The organism is Dechloromonas denitrificans (assembly GCF_020510685.1).
In the GTDB taxonomy this organism is placed as follows: Bacteria; Pseudomonadota; Gammaproteobacteria; order Burkholderiales; family Rhodocyclaceae; genus Azonexus; species Azonexus denitrificans_A.
This window is the reverse complement of record NZ_CP075185.1, coordinates 837106-854020: the sequence shown is the minus strand read 5'-3', so window position 1 is coordinate 854020 and position 16915 is coordinate 837106. Positions and strand designations below refer to the sequence as shown.

The 16915-nt window shown below is 56.9% G+C and carries 22 protein-coding genes; 5 read left to right on the top strand and 17 right to left on the bottom strand.

The window, feature by feature from the left end; all coding sequences use genetic code 11:
• Positions 1–301: 301 nt before the first annotated feature.
• On the bottom strand, positions 302–847 hold the full coding sequence (locus tag KI611_RS04225) for a hypothetical protein (protein WP_226418588.1): 546 nt from the start codon (positions 845–847) through the stop codon (positions 302–304).
• Between the two features lie 661 nt (positions 848–1508).
• Here KI611_RS04225 and KI611_RS04220 point away from each other — a divergent pair.
• Entirely contained in the window at positions 1509–2447 is a 939-nt protein-coding gene (locus tag KI611_RS04220; RefSeq protein WP_226418587.1) for a hypothetical protein, read from the top strand.
• A gap of 616 nt (positions 2448–3063) precedes the next feature.
• A complete protein-coding gene (locus KI611_RS04215; RefSeq protein WP_226418586.1) occupies positions 3064–3696 on the top strand; it encodes a recombinase family protein in 633 nt (210 codons plus the stop codon).
• A 91-nt stretch (positions 3697–3787) separates the two neighbouring features.
• On the opposite strand, the gene KI611_RS04210 is transcribed toward KI611_RS04215, so the two are convergent.
• Positions 3788–4516: a hypothetical protein gene (locus KI611_RS04210; RefSeq protein ID WP_226418585.1), complete on the bottom strand. Its 729-nt coding sequence runs from the start codon at positions 4514–4516 to the stop codon at positions 3788–3790.
• A 176-nt stretch (positions 4517–4692) separates the two neighbouring features.
• A complete protein-coding gene (locus KI611_RS04205; RefSeq protein WP_226418584.1) occupies positions 4693–6198 on the bottom strand; it encodes a DUF6538 domain-containing protein in 1506 nt (501 codons plus the stop codon).
• Between the two features lie 126 nt (positions 6199–6324).
• On the opposite strand from KI611_RS04205, the gene KI611_RS04200 reads away from it, so the two are divergent.
• Positions 6325–7131 carry a class II glutamine amidotransferase gene (locus KI611_RS04200; RefSeq protein ID WP_226418583.1) on the top strand — a complete coding sequence of 269 codons (807 nt, stop codon included), beginning with the start codon at positions 6325–6327 and terminating at the stop codon, positions 7129–7131.
• On the opposite strand, the gene tatC is transcribed toward KI611_RS04200, so the two are convergent.
• From tatC to hisB, 10 genes are read right to left on the bottom strand one after another with little or no spacing between them, the layout of a single operon-like run.
• Positions 7132–7971, bottom strand: a complete 840-nt coding sequence (gene tatC, locus KI611_RS04195; RefSeq protein ID WP_226418582.1) for a twin-arginine translocase subunit TatC — start codon at positions 7969–7971, stop codon at positions 7132–7134. It lies immediately after the preceding gene.
• Entirely contained in the window at positions 7968–8333 is a 366-nt protein-coding gene (tatB, locus tag KI611_RS04190; protein ID WP_226418581.1) for a Sec-independent protein translocase protein TatB, read from the bottom strand. The genes tatC and tatB overlap by 4 nt, the downstream gene beginning before the upstream one ends.
• Positions 8334–8381: 48 nt before the next feature.
• Positions 8382–8612: a Sec-independent protein translocase subunit TatA gene (tatA, locus tag KI611_RS04185; RefSeq protein ID WP_226418580.1), complete on the bottom strand. Its 231-nt coding sequence runs from the start codon at positions 8610–8612 to the stop codon at positions 8382–8384.
• 9 nt (positions 8613–8621) lie between these two features.
• Positions 8622–8972 carry a histidine triad nucleotide-binding protein gene (locus tag KI611_RS04180; RefSeq protein ID WP_226418579.1) on the bottom strand — a complete coding sequence of 117 codons (351 nt, stop codon included), beginning with the start codon at positions 8970–8972 and terminating at the stop codon, positions 8622–8624.
• On the bottom strand, positions 8969–9295 hold the full coding sequence (locus tag KI611_RS04175) for a phosphoribosyl-ATP diphosphatase (protein ID WP_226418578.1): 327 nt from the start codon (positions 9293–9295) through the stop codon (positions 8969–8971). Before KI611_RS04175 ends, KI611_RS04180 begins: the two co-directional genes overlap by 4 nt.
• Positions 9292–9693: a phosphoribosyl-AMP cyclohydrolase gene (gene hisI / locus KI611_RS04170; RefSeq protein ID WP_226418577.1), complete on the bottom strand. Its 402-nt coding sequence runs from the start codon at positions 9691–9693 to the stop codon at positions 9292–9294. Before hisI ends, KI611_RS04175 begins: the two co-directional genes overlap by 4 nt.
• Positions 9690–10451: an imidazole glycerol phosphate synthase subunit HisF gene (gene hisF / locus KI611_RS04165; protein WP_413463945.1), complete on the bottom strand. Its 762-nt coding sequence runs from the start codon at positions 10449–10451 to the stop codon at positions 9690–9692. The genes hisI and hisF overlap by 4 nt, the downstream gene beginning before the upstream one ends.
• Positions 10448–11188: a 1-(5-phosphoribosyl)-5-[(5-phosphoribosylamino)methylideneamino]imidazole-4-carboxamide isomerase gene (gene hisA / locus KI611_RS04160; protein ID WP_226418575.1), complete on the bottom strand. Its 741-nt coding sequence runs from the start codon at positions 11186–11188 to the stop codon at positions 10448–10450. The genes hisF and hisA overlap by 4 nt, the downstream gene beginning before the upstream one ends.
• Before the next feature lie 35 nt (positions 11189–11223).
• Entirely contained in the window at positions 11224–11856 is a 633-nt protein-coding gene (gene hisH, locus KI611_RS04155; protein WP_226418574.1) for an imidazole glycerol phosphate synthase subunit HisH, read from the bottom strand.
• Positions 11853–12440, bottom strand: coding sequence for an imidazoleglycerol-phosphate dehydratase HisB (gene hisB, locus KI611_RS04150; RefSeq protein ID WP_226418573.1), 588 nt, complete (start codon positions 12438–12440; stop codon positions 11853–11855). Before hisB ends, hisH begins: the two co-directional genes overlap by 4 nt.
• A gap of 79 nt (positions 12441–12519) precedes the next feature.
• Between hisB and hisC the strand changes: the two genes are divergently transcribed.
• Entirely contained in the window at positions 12520–13587 is a 1068-nt protein-coding gene (gene hisC, locus KI611_RS04145; RefSeq protein ID WP_226418572.1) for a histidinol-phosphate transaminase, read from the top strand.
• Between the two features lie 7 nt (positions 13588–13594).
• Positions 13595–13801, top strand: coding sequence for a hypothetical protein (locus KI611_RS04140; protein WP_226418571.1), 207 nt, complete (start codon positions 13595–13597; stop codon positions 13799–13801).
• 35 nt (positions 13802–13836) lie between these two features.
• On the opposite strand, the gene KI611_RS04135 is transcribed toward KI611_RS04140, so the two are convergent.
• From KI611_RS04135 to hisG, 4 genes are all read right to left on the bottom strand, one after another.
• Positions 13837–14358 (bottom strand): chromate transporter, encoded by a 522-nt coding sequence (locus tag KI611_RS04135; protein WP_226418570.1) that lies wholly within the window; start codon positions 14356–14358, stop codon positions 13837–13839.
• On the bottom strand, positions 14355–14864 hold the full coding sequence (locus tag KI611_RS04130; RefSeq protein ID WP_226418569.1) for a chromate transporter: 510 nt from the start codon (positions 14862–14864) through the stop codon (positions 14355–14357). The genes KI611_RS04135 and KI611_RS04130 overlap by 4 nt, the downstream gene beginning before the upstream one ends.
• Before the next feature lie 67 nt (positions 14865–14931).
• The gene (hisD, locus tag KI611_RS04125) at positions 14932–16233 is read right to left on the bottom strand and encodes a histidinol dehydrogenase (protein ID WP_226418568.1); all 1302 of its coding nucleotides are present in this window, start codon (positions 16231–16233) and stop codon (positions 14932–14934) included.
• A gap of 5 nt (positions 16234–16238) precedes the next feature.
• On the bottom strand, positions 16239–16883 hold the full coding sequence (hisG, locus tag KI611_RS04120; protein WP_226418567.1) for an ATP phosphoribosyltransferase: 645 nt from the start codon (positions 16881–16883) through the stop codon (positions 16239–16241).
• Between the last annotated feature and the right edge of the window lie 32 nt (positions 16884–16915).

Below are 16915 nucleotides of genomic sequence, written 5' to 3'. Positions count from 1 at the left end.
TTTGTGTCACCTATTTCGCGGATTCTGTGTAGCTTGAACGTGGCACCTCTGCGCTAATTGCGCCAGCAAGTACAACGCTCAATAGAAACGCGATGCATTACATGCGGACTCTTGCTGTGTTGACCACCGAATCGGATCGGTACTGACCAGACGAATTCATCAACTTGGGCTGCCCAAGCCGAACGGCAACTCTGTGCCCAAAGCAGAAATTGCGGAACTGCGATAGTAGACGTTCAACGATTGATGTAAGCGGAAGTTGAGCGAGACTGCGAGCCAAAACGACAACAGTTTGATCGGATTGTCAGTCCTCTAGGCCTGTGCTTTTGGGAGTAAATGCGATGCCCCCATTATCAGTCAGGAAATAATCCATGCGATTCATTGTGCAAAGAGCGACTTCTCTAGCTGAATCATTTCGTGGATAAGCTTTGCCATCAGGAAGCTGTACACCAAGGACCGGTGTGCCATATGCTCCCTCGATGAATATTGGACGTAATTGCATCTGCTCAAGCCTGTCCCAAAGACGCAAGAGTGCTTCATTCAAAACGACGGACCTATCTTGATATGGATTGACCGTTGCCCAAGCCCCCCCAGTGGAATTTCTCTGAACAGGGTCTATACAGCAAACCTTTGCCCTATCTATTAAATCCGGTAAATCAACGTCAATAAGTTTTAACTCAAGGTATCCCAATCTCGCAGCTGCTCGAAGGCGACCTTCGAGCTTTTCAGAGACCTCGGCCAGCTTCGCTTCGAAATTTTGAACTCGTTCTCGATGAAACAACTGAAACTGTGCCTCTGCTTCAATTTCGCCCAAGGTACGCAAGTCGCGAAGTTCATCTTTTGATGTCACTGTTATCTCCAAAACGAGGGCAACATATTTTGCGTCGTTACTTTAGTGCCTGTCTACTTAAAATTCGACAACCATAATTCACGAAGGCATCACAGTTACAGGATTTCGAAAATTTGGATTTGAACGTCACTGCCCGCCAAATAGTGTGAAAAGCGGCTCGTTAGTACGTTAGCATGAAACCGTTCACGGATGGCTGCTAAGGGCAACAACAGCGTAATTCCGCTTCTGGCCGAACTCTGTCTGATAACGATTGCATAGCCCAGTGCCGAGCCGGTCATGTTCGTGACGTTTGCTGTCCAGCATTGATGAAAAGCGACAGTCAACTCAGTTGATATTCCGCATTCGAGCCTGAATTTACTGCGCTCATGCGAAGCCCCCTCCGTGCCCTCCCGCGTACTAACTGCCCCCGTACCCTCCTCCAGTAGCAGATTCCTTGCGCTCCCTGCCATTTAGAGTCACAGGTAATGGACAAGGGGAAGCCTCGTGCTCCTTGCCAATTAGAGCGCCACGGAATGGATAAAGAAATCTAGCAAACATCTTTATTCGCTTATCAATCATTCCCACTGTGTTTCATGTGCTGTGCCCATTGGTCCATCTCTCGCTGAGGGAATGCGGCTAAGGGCTGGGTGCTAGCCAGTGGTCACATCACAGGAAATACAAAATGCAAGTATCAGTAGATACACATCAACACCAACAAGGCACCTGCCTTCAAAGTCTTCTAGCACAAGCCAATGAGGCTGCTGCACCTGGCCCGGATATGCGAGTGCCAGAGATAGAGAATCGAACAACCTGCAACAAGGCAAAAGCACAAACACAACACTCCGAACCCGAACTCTCTGTGTTAGATCGTGCAGCACTGAAGGATGTAGCAGTTCTCAGTAGAGATGAGCTAATCCAGAGGTACGGCCTGCCGCGTGCAGATAAGGCAATCGAGTTAGCCAAGAGCCAAGCACCCACAGCACAGCAAGCCTTTGCGGAATGCCAGCGAGAAATAAGAGCAGCCTATGCAAAGCGCGGGAAGGCTCTACAAGCACTACCTAATCCGCCGATGCAGCATAGCGTGAAGGACTTCGTGCATGTCATCTGTACTCAGCTAGAGCTACAGCTAAATGGTGTGAACCCGAGCGCGAATGAAGTGCTCAACTTAGCCTACCCTAACGATCCTAAAAAAGCTGAGCGCATTGGTGAGAGCCTGCGAGTGCAACGTGTGCAGGAAGCGTACGACTCGCCAGCAATTCAGAATCACCCAGTGGAGAAAGCGATGATTGAACACCACGGAAAGCGCAGTATGAACCTACGTACGCAGACACAAAAGTTCAGCCACAGCCTATCTGCCGGGGTAGTACTGTTCGAGGGTTACGACATAGCTAACAAGCTGAAAGCTCAAGTGAAGGAGCAGGGGACAAGGATAAGCGCGCTTGAGCAACAGATGGAATGCACGAAGAACCGGGAAGCGCTTGCGGATGCAGGGGCCACCACCTCAGCGGAGAAGGTTTTAGCTCTGTACGCCCAAGGCAAGAAGCAAACTGAGATTGCAAATCGGTTAGGTATGAATCCGAATACGGTGAAATCCATCCGCAGACGCTCCAAGAATGGCTGATATTGGATTCAGGGAGGGTGCGGACAGGGTGCATTTGCACCCTCGGTTTCAGGGAATATCCTACTACTACGTAGTAAGTACTCATGGATTCCCGGCCTCCCTGAGCCATCCCTAAAGCACGTAAATCAGAGCTTTCTTATAATACCATCCAAGCGCCTCCGGAGCCTTCAATCCCTCGGTGGCTGAACATCCGCCCCCAGCATGAAACCTCGCCGGAGAGCCTTCTAGGTGCCTTGCCGGGGGATTCTTGGCCTGCCCGCATTCACCCTGCGCTGTTCTTGATGCCGCTGTTCCTACCCTGTTTCAAACCGCTGCATTAGCATCTGTTTATGCACAACTCGTGCGCTACAGCCTTCGTTCAATGCGCTGTTGAACCCGCCCCCTCAGCCCCTCCTGAGCCGTCTATCAAGCGATAAATAGATACCCAAGGCAGTACCTCTACATTGTGTTTAGCCCTGCCTGAGCACCTCACAGCACCACTCCTGCGGCCTTCCGTTTGTTCGTTAGAGTATGCCTGTACGGACAGATAAAACCATACGCAAATTGCGTCCGTTAGACTTGACTTCACCCATACGGACAGAATACAGTTCGTACACCACATCAACGGACAAACATCATGAGCACAATTTTATATGCCCGAGTATCAACATCTGAGCAGACTATTGAGCATCAACAAAGCCACGCTGAGAAAGAACTAGGAATTCAGTTCGATACCGTAATTTCCGATGACGGAGTTTCCGGGGTTGCCGTGAAACTCAAGGACCGCCCCCAAGGGAAGCGTCTCTTCGACATCCTGAGGGCTGGAGACACGCTTGTTGTTCGCTGGGTAGATCGCCTTGGCCGGAACTACTCCGATGTTACGGACAGCATCCGCGAGTTGATACAGCGCGGAGTAGTCGTCAAGACGGTGATTAACCGCTTGGAGTTTGATGGTAGCGCAACAGACCCCATGCAAAAGGCAGTGCGAGATGCTTTGATCGGGTTCATGGCGGCTCTGGCACAAGCTCAAGCCGAAGCCACCAAGGAAGCCCAGAAAGCGGGCATTGAATACGCAAAGAATAATGGAGTATTCAAAGGCAGAAAACCCAGCTTCACCCGAGAACAACTGGATGTTGTTATATCAATGCTCGCCTCGGGAGAATCCATACAGTGCATCTCCAATAAAATGGGGATTTCCCGCGCCGCCATTTATCGGATTCGTGAAAACCCCGCGAGAGCCGCCACGGCCCTTGACAGCTGGAAACTATAAACGCAACGTTTTAGATGACAATTACCAACAATATTCAGATCAGCAAAATCAACAAAGCAAACCCCTAACAATTTAAACATCGAATAGATGATTAACTTTCTACTTTACGAGAACTAACGTTTTTCTTTTTTTGCAAGTCTTTATCTCGAATAGAAGCTCGATACTCTAAAACCGTAACAATTACATTTTCTGGCGAAATAAATTCTTCCCCGCGCTCCCTGATCTTACCCAAGTTTTGAATATCTCCAATTAAAGCGACACTCAACGCAGCATAGAAAATCCGTGCTAACTCACTTGCCTCACGCTTACAAGCGGGACTTACCGCAACCGCAATATCTCTAGCAGGTGAAACACCATCATCCAATGCCTTTATTCTGTCCAACTTACATTTATGCAATCTATCATTCACAAGACTATAGATTGAGTCATTTACTTTATTCGCCTTACCTGTCAATTCCGATAGCTGTTCTGATGTCGCGTCGAGAACAGGCAATTGATTAGATATATCTTCGAACGCTGATCTTAAACACTCAGTAACCTCTGGAACATAACCTTTAATTTGACAGTTGTAGAATTTGGATATAAACAAAATCCTACTCTCCCACAACTTATTCCATTCGGCAAATGTTTGAACCCTACCTAAAGCATTAATATACTGATCGTGCGCGGACCTCCATACAGGCTGCAAATTCTTACAGAGAGCTTCATTAGTTGGTGTTGGGAACCTCAGCATTTCCTGGCATTGACTTGGAAAGCTAGCGCTTTGAGAAAGCGCACAGGGGCTGAGAAGAAGTAATACAAGACCAAGGAGAACACGCATAAATACCCTAATTGAAAACATATTAATTTCTCGCCAAGAATCTTGCCTTTCTCAGCATCACATTCTTGATAGGTAAAGTCTCAGCACAACCAATATTGGATACGCAGCAAATATTGTAATAAACGTGCGTTCATGATTTGAATCCCTTTCGCGCCTACGTGATCTATCTCTTTTCGCTAAAGTTCAATGGCTCTACGAACCAGCATCAGAGAATCCAGCCCTTTCTCCAGCGGAATACCTGAACCATACGTTGCAGCGACTCCCGGCAACTTGTGCCCCATCAAGCGCTCGCGTAACTCTGAATCTACGCCAGCATGCACAGCTAGGTCTTTCCATGAATGCCGCATCTGATACAGAGTATATCCGCTAGTCATAGCCTTGAACCTAGTACCCAGCGAGGTAACAGCGCCAGCTATTGAGCGAGTGTTTTTCTCCTGCCATTCCAACATCTCCCGCAATTGCTGAACTGGCAGAACCTCCCGAGTTCCGTCGCTTAGAGGTATATCTCGCTCCGATGCCTTGTTCTTTCCATCAACAAGCCGCAAGAACAACCCTTGTTTTCCGAACACATCTTCCTGTGTCACAAGGGCATTTGGTCTAGCCTTGATCAACTCGCTTGGCCGCATGCCAAGCACGGCCAGCACCTCAACAGCTATAGCATCGAACTGTGAAGCTCCACCCCCGAAGTCCTTCCTAACCTTTATAGGAACCGGCCTGCTCTTGAATGCATTCACCGCTGCACGTATTTCCTGAATCGGCATGCTCTGCCGATCACCGACACGCGGCTGCATAACGCCTTGAAGCTCCCGCAGCACTGGAGCAGTCAGCTTAGGTAGAACGCACCGGAGTGCAGACACCATACAGTCAAGTTGCCCCTTTACAGTTCGAGGCTGAACCTCCAGCAAGCGAGCGTTGCACCAGCCTCGTAATCCTTCCTGAATCTCCAACTCGGTGCAGCCCGCCGCCTTTACTTCAGGCAATTTCGACTGCGCCAGCTTGTACCGGGGAAGACTTACCTTGTGCTGGTACTCACGCAATGCACGGTCACAAAGCGATGCCCATGTTTCTGCACAGGACTCGTTCCCGGATAGTGCAGCAATCGGCCGTTGTAATGCGTTCGAGTCCGCAGCTGGTTGCGGGGGAAGCGGCTGCCCCTGTATTGCCAACTCGATTCCATTCAGACACGCCTGCGCTTCTATAGCCGTCTGAGGGCCGGGGCTGGGCATAGGTGCGGTAAGCGCAGACGAGTAATAATCCTTCCAGCGCCTGATGGTATCTAGCCAGCCCTGCGGATCACGTTGCTGCTCTTCCACCACCCGAGTAGCTGCAAGCCGAATCAACTCAGGAACCCGAGCTAAGACGCTCTCTGGACTTCTTTGGGCATCTGCACCGGCTGCGCTGGCTGCACTAACAACTCGCTTAGCTTCAGCCCCGTGCGCTGATGCAAGTTCCACGTGCTTTATCTCCTGCTGAAACTTGTGATCCCGCCTAGCTTCCTCACAGATCGAATCGAACTGTACCGCTACCATTCGAGCCATTCGCTCCGCGTCACGCTTAATTGAAGTCTGAAGGCTCTGCATGTGCACTGACTTTCCGACTACCCGTGCAACATCTTGCGGGAATCTACGCCGGTAGTACCAGAGGCTAGATTCCTTCTTTTTGTGTAAGAATTGCGTGGTCATGTGTCACCATGTTGTGTATCCGAATCACGGCCGTTTGTGTCACCTCAAAAAAACCCGACAAACCCCGCAAAGCGCCTGTACTGCAAGCCTTTAGAGCGGACAGGCTATCATGAAAAGAGAGAAAAAATGTGCCAGCTGCTCGGCATGAACTGCAACGTGCCGACCGACATCTGCTTTTCGTTCACCGGCTTTCAGGCCAGAGGTGGCGCCACCGATGTTCATTCCGACGGCTGGGGCATCGCCTTCTTTGAAGGCAAAGGCACCCGCCTGTTTCTCGACCCGCAACCGTCGTGCACCTCACCGGTCGCCGAACTGGTCCGCCATTATCCGATTCGTTCGAAAAACGTCATTTCCCACATCCGCAAGGCGACGCAAGGGGCCATCGGTCTCGAAAACACCCACCCGTTCATGCGCGAACTGTGGGGACGCTACTGGATTTTTGCCCACAACGGCAATCTGCTGGATTTCACGCCAAACCTCGACGGCAGCTTCCTGCCGGTCGGGCTGACCGACAGCGAGCGGGCATTTTGCTGGTTGCTCCAGGAATTGCGCCAACGCTTCGGCAGCACGGCTCCGGCGCATACCGCACTGTTCGATGCAGTCCATGCCTTGACGCTGGAAATTGCCGGTCACGGTGAATTCAACTTCCTGCTGTCGAATGGCGACTGGCTGTTTGCCCATGCCTCGACCAAGCTCAGCTACATCATCCGCCAGGCACCTTTTACCCAGGCCCACCTGATGGACCATGATGTCACGGTCGACTTCAGCAACGTCACGACGCCCGAGGACCGGGTGGCCGTGATCGCCACCTTGCCATTAACCGACAACGAGGCATGGATCGAAATGCCGGCAGGAACTCTGTGGTGGTTCGAGGAAGGGACAGCCACCAAGACGCTGGCGACCCGCCCCGGGCCGAGCAAAAAAACAGCCTGACTATTTTCCGGTCAGTTTGCGGAACTCGGCATCCGCCTTGTCGATTTCGGCATCCATTGCCACGGAATTTTCGCTGTCCACCACTGTCGCCTCTTCCGGCGCCGGCCGGGAGACCAGGCGGGCCGCCAGAATACCAATTTCGTAGAGCAGACACATCGGGATCGCCAGGGCCAATTGCGAAACGACGTCCGGCGGAGTAACCACGGCAGCGACGATAAAGGCACCGACAACAAAATATGAGCGCCATTCCTTCAGCTTTTCGACGGTCACCACGCCAAGCTTGACCAGCACGACGAGCGCCACCGGTACCTCAAAAGCAATCCCGAAGGCCAGGAACATCGTCATCACGAAAGACAGATAGGCTTCGATGTCAGGTGCGGGGGTGATGCTTTTCGGGGCAAAGCTGGCGATAAACTGGAAAACCTGCCCAAATACGAAGAAGTAGCAGAAGGACATCCCCATTACGAAAAGCAATGTGCTGGAAATAATCAACGGGATACCCAGACGCCGCTCATGGGCATACAAACCCGGCGCGATGAACGACCACATCTGGTAAAGGATGAACGGTAGCGACAGCACGAAGGCGACCATAGCGGTGACCTTGAGCGGCACCATGAACGGCGTAATGACACCGATGGCAACCATCTTGGTACCCTCGGGCAGCGCCTTGGTCAGCGGCGCGGCAAGCAGGTCGTAAATCTCGCCCGGCCCCGGATAGAAGCACAGGATGCCGAGCATTACCCCTACCGCGATCAAACTGCGCAACAGGCGGTCACGCAGTTCCACGAGATGGGAGATAAAGGATTCTTCCGGTGCCGAATTCGCCTGCTGATCAGTCATACGGTCGACTTGTCCGGCGTATCGCTGGAGAGCGGAATGGGCGAAGTGGACTGAGTAACTGCAGCCAATTCACCGACAACCTCCTGAACGGGGGCTTCGACCGCGCTACGCGCGGTTTCGTACTCGCTGCGGACTGAACTCTCCAGTTCGCGGGCCGAATCGGTGACCTGCGTCTGCAGCTTCTTCAATTCGTCGAGCTGAATTTCCCGGTTGATATCGGACTTGACGTCACTGACATAACGCTGGGCGCGACCGAGCAAATGCCCGACCGTACGGGCGACTTTCGGCAGACGCTCAGGCCCGATGACGAGCAAGGCGACGATGCCGATCACCATGAGTTCGGAGAAACCGATATCAAACATTTCCGGATACTTTGCTGGCGAGCGGGATCAGCCCGCCGTCCGTGAGGACTAGGATTTTGTTTTTTCCTTGACTTCGACATCGATGGTCTGGCCATTGACCTGCTGGGTCGGCGCGGCTTCCGCCGGCTTGCCATCGGCGTTGGCTTCCTTCATGCCATCCTTGAAACCCTTGACCGCACCGCCGAGATCCTGACCGACGTTACGCAACTTCTTGGTACCAAAAACCAGCATCACGATGACCAGAACGATCAACCAGTGCCAAATGGAAAAACTGCCCATGATTGTCTCCTAGAGGCGTTTCAGCATGGGGCCGACCGGGTCCGGTCCGCCCACGATATGTATATGCAGATGCGGCACTTCCTGCTGCCCCACCCGTCCAGTATTGATGATGACACGAAAGCCATCGGCGCTGCCCTGCGCCGTCGCGATTTCGTTGGCCTTGGCCAGCATCTTGCCAAGCACCGGCGTATCGTCGGCCGTTGCAGTAGCCAGCGACGTAATGTGTTTTTTTGGAATCAGCAACACATGTACCGGCCGTGCCGGGTTGATGTCGTTGAAAGCGAGAATATCCTCGTCTTCGTAGACCTTCTGGGCCGGAATCTTGCCGTCGACAATCTTGCAGAAAATGCAGTCGCTCACTTGGTGCCTCGTGCCGCCTTTTCGTCGATACCGGAAATACCTTCACGGCGACGCATTTCCTGCGAGACGTCCTCGATACTCAAGCCATAGAAGGCGAGCAGGACCAGCACGTGGTAAATCACGTCGGTCGACTCCCAGACGATGTTCAGACGCTTGCCATCCTTGGCCGCCATGATCAGTTCGGCACACTCCTCGCCGATCTTCTTCAGGATGGAGTCCGGGCCTTCGGAAAACAATTTGGCGGTGTAAGACTTTTCCGGATCCGCATTGCGGCGGGAAGCCAGCGTCTCGGAGAGACGGTGCAGGATGTCATGCGTGCTCATTTTGCGTAGATTTCCTTAGGGTCTTTCAAAACCGGATCGACGGGTACCCATCGCTCCGCCTGTAATTCATTGAAGAAGCAGCTTACACGACCTGTATGACAGGAAATGTTGCCGACCTGTTCAATCGACAGCAGCAGAACATCGCCGTCGCAATCGGTGCGAATCGACTTCACCTTCTGGAAGAAGCCCGACTCTTCGCCCTTGCGCCAGAGCCGCTGGCGCGAACGCGACCAGTATACGGCGCTGCCCGAACGGACCGTTTCCTGCAGCGACTCGCGATTCATGAAGGCGAACATCACGACCCGGCCGCTCTCGTCCTGGGCAATCGCCGGGATCATGCCGTCGGCGTCCCACTTCAGCGCCTCGAGCCAGGGCAGTGCGTTATCGAGATCGCTCACAACCGGACTTCGATACCGCGACTGGCCATGTATTCCTTGGCCTGACGCACCGTGTACTCGCCGAAATGAAAGATCGAAGCCGCCAGCACCGCATCGGCCCGGCCCTCGGTCACGCCGTCGGCCAGATGCTGCAGGTTGCCGACGCCACCGGAAGCGATCACCGGAATCTTGACGGCATCGGAAACGGCGCGGGTCAGCGCCAAATCAAAGCCATTCTTGGTACCGTCGCGGTCCATGCTGGTCAGCAGGATTTCACCGGCCCCGAGCATTTCGACCTTTTTCGCCCAGGCCACGGCATCCAGACCGGTGTCGTTGCGCCCGCCGTGCGTAAACACGTTCCATTTGCCGGGTGCCGTCTGCTTGGCGTCGATGGCAACGACGATGCATTGCGAACCGACCTTGCTCGAGGCATTGAAGACGAGCTCAGGATCATTCACTGCCGCCGTGTTCATCGACACCTTGTCGGCCCCGGCATTAAGCAGGCGACGAACGTCCTCGACCTTGCGCACGCCACCACCGACGGTCAGCGGAATGAAGACCTGCTCGGCGCAGGCTTCGATGATGTGCAGGATGATGTCGCGCTGATCGGACGAAGCGGTGATGTCGAGGAAGGTCACCTCGTCGGCGCCCTGCTCGTCGTAACGGCGGGCGATCTCGATCGGATCGCCTGCATCGCGCAGATCGACGAAGTTGGTCCCCTTGACGACGCGGCCAGCCGTGACATCCAGACAGGGAATGATCCGTTTGGCGAGCATCAGGCGCCCAGCTCGTCGGCCAACGCCTGCGCGGCCTTGAAGTCGAGGGAGCCATCGTACACTGCACGCCCGGCGATGGTGCCGACCACGCCTTCCTTCTCGACGGCGCACAGCGCCTTGATGTCTTCGAGGTTGGACAGGCCGCCGGAAGCGATGACCGGAATGGTCAACGCCTGAGCGAGACGCACGGTGGCTTCGATATTGAGGCCGGAGAGCATGCCGTCACGACCGATGTCGGTATAGATGATCGACTCGACGCCGTAATCTTCGTACTTTTTGCCGAGGTCGACGACATCGTGGCCGGTCAGTTTCGACCAGCCGTCGGTCGCCACCTTGCCGTCCTTGGCGTCGAGACCGACGATGATGTGACCGGGGAAGGCAACGCAGGCATCGTGCAGGAAGCCGGGATTCTTGACCGCGGCAGTACCGATGATGACGTAGCTCAGGCCGGCGTCGAGACAGCGCTCGATGGTATCGAGATCGCGGATGCCGCCACCCAGTTGCACCGGAATTTCATCGCCGACTTCGGCCAGGATGGCCTTGATCGCCACCTGGTTCTTCGGCTTGCCGGCAAAGGCGCCGTCCAGGTCGACCAGATGCAGGCGACGGGCCCCCTGCTCCAGCCAGCGACGGGCCTGTTCGGCCGGGCTGTCGGAGAAGACGGTAGCCTGTTCCATCAGGCCCTGTTTCAGACGGACACACTGGCCGTCTTTCAAGTCAATGGCGGGAATAATCAGCATGGGATTCGAATGAGAAGTAAACGGCAGGCATCTTGTTAGGGACGCCACTCGACAAAATTTTTCAGAAGCTGCAGGCCGTCCTGGGCACTTTTCTCAGGGTGGAACTGAACGGCGAAGATATTATCCCGCCCTACCGCACAGGTAAAGGGGATGCCATAATCGCAAGTTCCCCTCACCAGCACCGGATCGGCCGGTTCGACAAAGTAGCTGTGTACGAAATAGAACCGCGCGCCGTCGGCGATACCATGCCATAGCGCGTGCGGCACTTGGCGCACCTCGTTCCAGCCCATGTGCGGCACTTTCAGGCGCTCGCCAGTCGGCAGGTACATTTTTTCATCGGGAAAACGCTTGACCTTGCCCGGAAATACGCCGAGCGCCGGCACGTCGCCCTCGTCGCTGTGTTCGAAGAGCATCTGCTCGCCGACACAGATGCCTAGAAAAGGCTTGTCCCTGGCGGCAGCGAGCACGGCCGGGCGCAGGCCACGGGCTTCGAGTTCGCGCATGCAATCAGGCATCGCTCCCTGGCCGGGAAAGACGACCCGCTCGGCGCCAGCCACTACGGCTGGGTCGGCGGTTACGATCACTTTCTTGCCGCCAGCCACATGCTCCAGCGCTTTCGACACCGAGCGCAGATTGCCCATGCCATAGTCGATGACGACAATGCTCACAGCGAACCCTTCGTCGACGGCATGGCACCGGCCATCCGCGGGTCGGGCGTTACCGCCATGCGCAGCGCCCGGCCAAAGGCCTTGAAGATGGTTTCGGCCTGGTGGTGGGCGTTCTTGCCGCGCAGGTTATCGATGTGCAGCGTCATGCCGGCATGGTTGACCAGGCCATGAAAGAATTCGGAAATCAGATCGACGTCGAACTGACCGATCACGGCGCGCGTGAATTCGCAGTTGAGTTCCAGCCCCGGCCGGCCGGAGAGGTCGATCACCACACGCGACAGCGCCTCGTCGAGCGGTACGTAGCTGTGGCCGTAGCGGGTCAGCCCCTTCTTGTCGCCCCAGGCCCTGGCCAGCGCCTGACCGAAGGTGATGCCGATATCCTCGACCGTGTGATGGGCATCGATGTGCAGATCGCCCTTGGCCTCGATATCGAGATCGATCAGGCCGTGCCGGGCAATCTGGTCGAGCATGTGATCGAGAAAAGGCACGCCGGTGGCGAACTTGCCCTGACCGGTGCCATCGAGTTCGAGACGCACGGTAATCTGCGTCTCCAACGTGTTGCGAGTGATTTCGGCTTGCCGCATGGGTAATGGCTGAGAAGGCGTTGGAACGGAGGGGCATGATACCATTTCGCCCTACTTTTACGCTTTCCGTGAAAACCCCATGAGTCGCTTCTGGAGCCGGGTCGTCCGCGACCTCACCCCCTACGTACCGGGCGAGCAGCCCAAGCTGGCCAAGCTGATCAAGCTCAACACCAACGAGAACCCCTTCCCGCCCTCGCCCAAGGTGCTGGCGGCGATCCAGGCAGAGCTTGACGGCGACGGCGCGCGGCTGCGCCTTTATCCCGACCCGAATGCCGATATATTGAAAGCGGCGATCGCCCGCCGGCTTGCGGTGACAACGGCAGAGGTTTTCCTCGGCAACGGTTCGGACGAGGTGCTCGCCCATATCTTCATGGCCTTGCTCAAGCACGAACAGCCGATCCTGTTCCCGGACATCACTTACAGCTTCTACCCGGTGTATTGCGGCCTGTATGGCGTGGACTACCGCAGCGTGCCGCTGGCCGACGACTTTTCGATCAACCCGGCCGATTACGTGCAACCGAACGGCGGCATCATTTTCCCCAATCCGAATGCCCCGACCGGTCGTCTGCTGCCCCTCGCCGCCGTTGAACAAATACTGCAGGCCAACCCGGATTCGGTCGTCGTCGTCGATGAAGCCTATGTCGATTTCGGCGGCGACAGCGCCATTTCGCTGGTCGATCGCTACGACAACCTGCTGGTCGTCCACACGCTGTCCAAGTCCCGCTCGCTGGCCGGCCTGCGCGTCGGTTTCGCGGTCGGCCACCCGGCGCTGATCGAGGCATTGGAGCGGGTCAAGAACAGTTTCAATTCCTACCCGCTGGATCGCCTGGCGATTGTCGGCGCCGTCGCCGCACTGGACGATACCGAACACTTCGAACGGACTCGCCACGCCGTAATGGCCACCCGCGAGACGCTGGCCACGGCGCTCACCAAGCTGGGTTTCGAGGTACTGCCTTCGGCCGCCAATTTCATCTTCGCCCGCCATCCGCAACACGATGCGGCACAACTGGCCCTGGCGCTGCGCGAAAGAAGCATCATCGTCCGCCACTTCAAGTTGCCGCGCATCGACCAGTTCCTGCGCATCACCGTCGGCACCGACGCGGAATGCCAGGCCCTGAGCGAAGCGTTGCAACAGATCACCGCCTGAACGACAAATGGACACTATCTGGAAACGCCCGGACGGCAGCATCGTCGCCTGTACCGAGAAGATCAAGGTGCTGCGGGAAAACCTCGAGGAACTGCGTCAGATGGCGCAGGATGCCTTCGAGGATGCGCTGCTGATGGAGTGCGAGGAAAACCAGATCCGGGCGGTTTTCCAGGAAGTCGTCAGCCAGCTGAAAAACCCCTACGCTACGCCGTAAGGCCAGGCTGCGGCAAAGCCCGCAACAGGGCTAAATCAAACCAGCCCGAGCAAGCCGGCGATTGCCCCCAGCCCGATGAACCACAAGGGGTGCAACTTCGTGCGCAAATTGGCGAGCACCGTCGCCGCGACCAGCCCCCAGGCCACCCAGCCCAGGCCAGCGGATTGGCCGATCAGCGTTGCCCCGGAAAAAATCAAACCGACGGCCAGCGGCGCAACGCCGATCTGCACGGCCCGCTGCCAGCGCCGGCCCGAAAAACTTTCCCAGTGGTCGATCAGCAGATAGATCGCGATACTCATTGGCAAACACATGGCCAGCGTTGCCGCCAGGGCGCCGGCCAGGCCGGCGACCTGCCAGCCGATCAAGGTGACGACCAGGACATTCGGCCCCGGCGCGGCCTGGGCGATGGCGTAGAGATGGGTGAAAGTCGCGTCGTCTAGCCAGTGATGGTTGTCGACCACGACGCGGTGCATTTCGGGCAGCAACGCCGTCGCGCCGCCGAAGGCGACGAAGGAGAGCAGAGTGAATTCGAGGAAAAGTTCGAGGATGGCGCTCAACGTCGTCCCAGTCGCCAGAAGGCCAGCCCGCCGGACAGCGCAAGGCCGGACAGCATGACCCACAACATCGGCCAGCGCAGCCAGGCAATGGCAGCAACCACCATGACGGTAAAGGGAAGAAAGGCCAGCTTGTCCTTGATCGCCATGCCCATGCGCCAGGCCATCGCGAAGAGCAGGCCGGCACCCACCGCCGCGATGCCGCGCAACATCGACTGGACCAGCGGCAAGCTGCCGTAGGCGTCGTACAACAACGCGAGGAGCAAGACGACAGCGACCGGCCCGGCGAGCAGACCGACCGGCGCGACAATGGCACCGGCCAGACCTTGGTAGCGTTTGCCGACGATCACCGCCAGATTGACCACATTGGGTCCGGGCAAAAACTGGCAGAGACCGAGTTGGGCGTTGAACTCTTCCGGCGACATCCAGCGCCGCTCCTCGACCAGCATGCGCCGGGCAAAGGGCAGAACGCCGCCGAAGCCGGACAGGCCAACCGCGGAAAATCCCAAAAAAAGCGCCCGGAGGTCCGGGCGGCTTGGGGATTCAGGCAATGCTGCGGTCAAGGTCGTTGCCGGCTCAATTGTCCAGCCGGAATTCAGCCGACTTGGCATGGGCCGGCAGGCCTTCGCCGTGCGCCAGCGTCGAGGCGATGCGCCCCAGCGTCTGAGCACCAGCTTTGGAGACCTTGATCAGGCTGGTCCGTTTCTGGAAGTCATAGACGCCGAGCGGCGACGAGAAGCGCGCGCTGCCGGAAGTCGGCAGCACGTGGTTCGGGCCGGCACAATAGTCGCCCAGCGATTCGGAGGTGTAGTGACCGATGAAAATGGCGCCGGCGTGATGGATCTTGCCAACCCACGGATCGGGATCGGCCAGGGCCAGTTCGAGGTGTTCCGGCGCGACGCGATTGGCGATGGCGCAGGCTTCTTCGAGATCGCGGACGTGGATCAGCGCGCCACGGTCGGTCAGCGACTGGCGAATGACAGCCTGGCGCGGCATGGTCGGCAACAGCTTTTCGATGCTGGCCTGAACGCGCTCGATGAAAGCGGCGTCGGTGCAGATCAGGATCGACTGGGCCAGCTCGTCATGCTCGGCCTGCGAAAAGAGATCCATCGCCACCCAGTCCGGGTCGCTGCTGCCATCCGAGACGACCAGGATTTCCGAGGGGCCGGCCACCATGTCGATGCCGACGATGCCGAAGACGCGCCGCTTGGCGCAGGCGACATAGGCATTACCCGGCCCGACGATCTTGTCGACCTGCGGCACGCTCTGTGTCCCGAAGGCCAGCGCGCCGACTGCCTGTGCGCCGCCGATCGTGAACACGCGGTCGACACCGGCCAGACAGGCCGCCGCCAGGACCAGCGCATTATGTTCGCCGCCCGGAGTCGGGACGACCATGATCAGTTCCTTGACACCGGCCACCTTGGCCGGAATCGCATTCATCAGCACCGACGACGGGTAAGCCGCCTTGCCGCCCGGCACATAGAGACCGACCCGGTCGAGCGGGGTGATCATCTGACCGAGCATGGTGCCGTCGGCCTCGGTATAGGACCAACCTTCCAGGCGCTGCTTTTCGTGATAGACGCGGACGCGCTGCGCCGCCGCCTCCAGGGCCTGCCGCTGCTCGCCCGGCAAGCCGTCGAGCGCCTTGCGCATTTCGTCCTGGGACAATTCGAGATCAGCCATGCCGGCCACCGTCAGGCGGTCGAAACGGTTGGTGTACTCGACGACCGCTGCATCGCCTCGCGCCTTGACGTCGGCCAGGATGCCGATGACGGTACGTTCGATGCTGTCATCCTGCGCCGTCTCGAAAGCCAGCAGCGCATCCATTTTTGCCGTGAAATCGGCGTCGACCGTAGCCAGTCGTTTGATCGCGACCATAGGGATTACTTCTCCACCGCCCGGGCAAAGGCGTCAATGATGGGTTGCAGGGTTTCACGCTTGACCTTGAGCGAAGCCTGATTGACAACCAGGCGCGAGGAAATCGCCATGATGTCTTCGACCGCCACCAGCTTGTTGGCCTTCAATGTCCCGCCGGTGGACACCAGATCGACGATGGCATCGGCCAGTCCGGCCAGCGGTGCCAGTTCCATCGAACCGTAAAGCTTGATCAGATCGATATGGACCCCTTTGGCGGCGAAGTGTTCGCGCGCCATCTTGGTGTATTTGCTCGCCACCTTCAGGCGATTGCCCTGGCGGACGGCGCTGGCGTAATCGAAGCCTTCCGGCACGGCAACCATCATCCGGCATTTGGCGATATTCAGGTCGAGCGGCGAATACAACCCCTCGCCGCCATGCTCGATCAGCACGTCCTTGCCGGCCACGCCGAGATCGGCCGCGCCGTACTGGACGTAGGTCGGGACATCGGTGGCGCGGACGATGACGACGCGCACATCCGGCTTGTTGGTCTCGATGATCAGCTTGCGCGAGGTTTCCGGGTTTTCGCTCGGGACAATGCCGGCAGCAGCCAGCAGCGGCAAGGTTTCGTCGAAGATGCGGCCCTTCGAAAGGGCAATGGTGATGGTGCTCACGGGATGCAGCCTGAAGACAAAGACCGGATTTT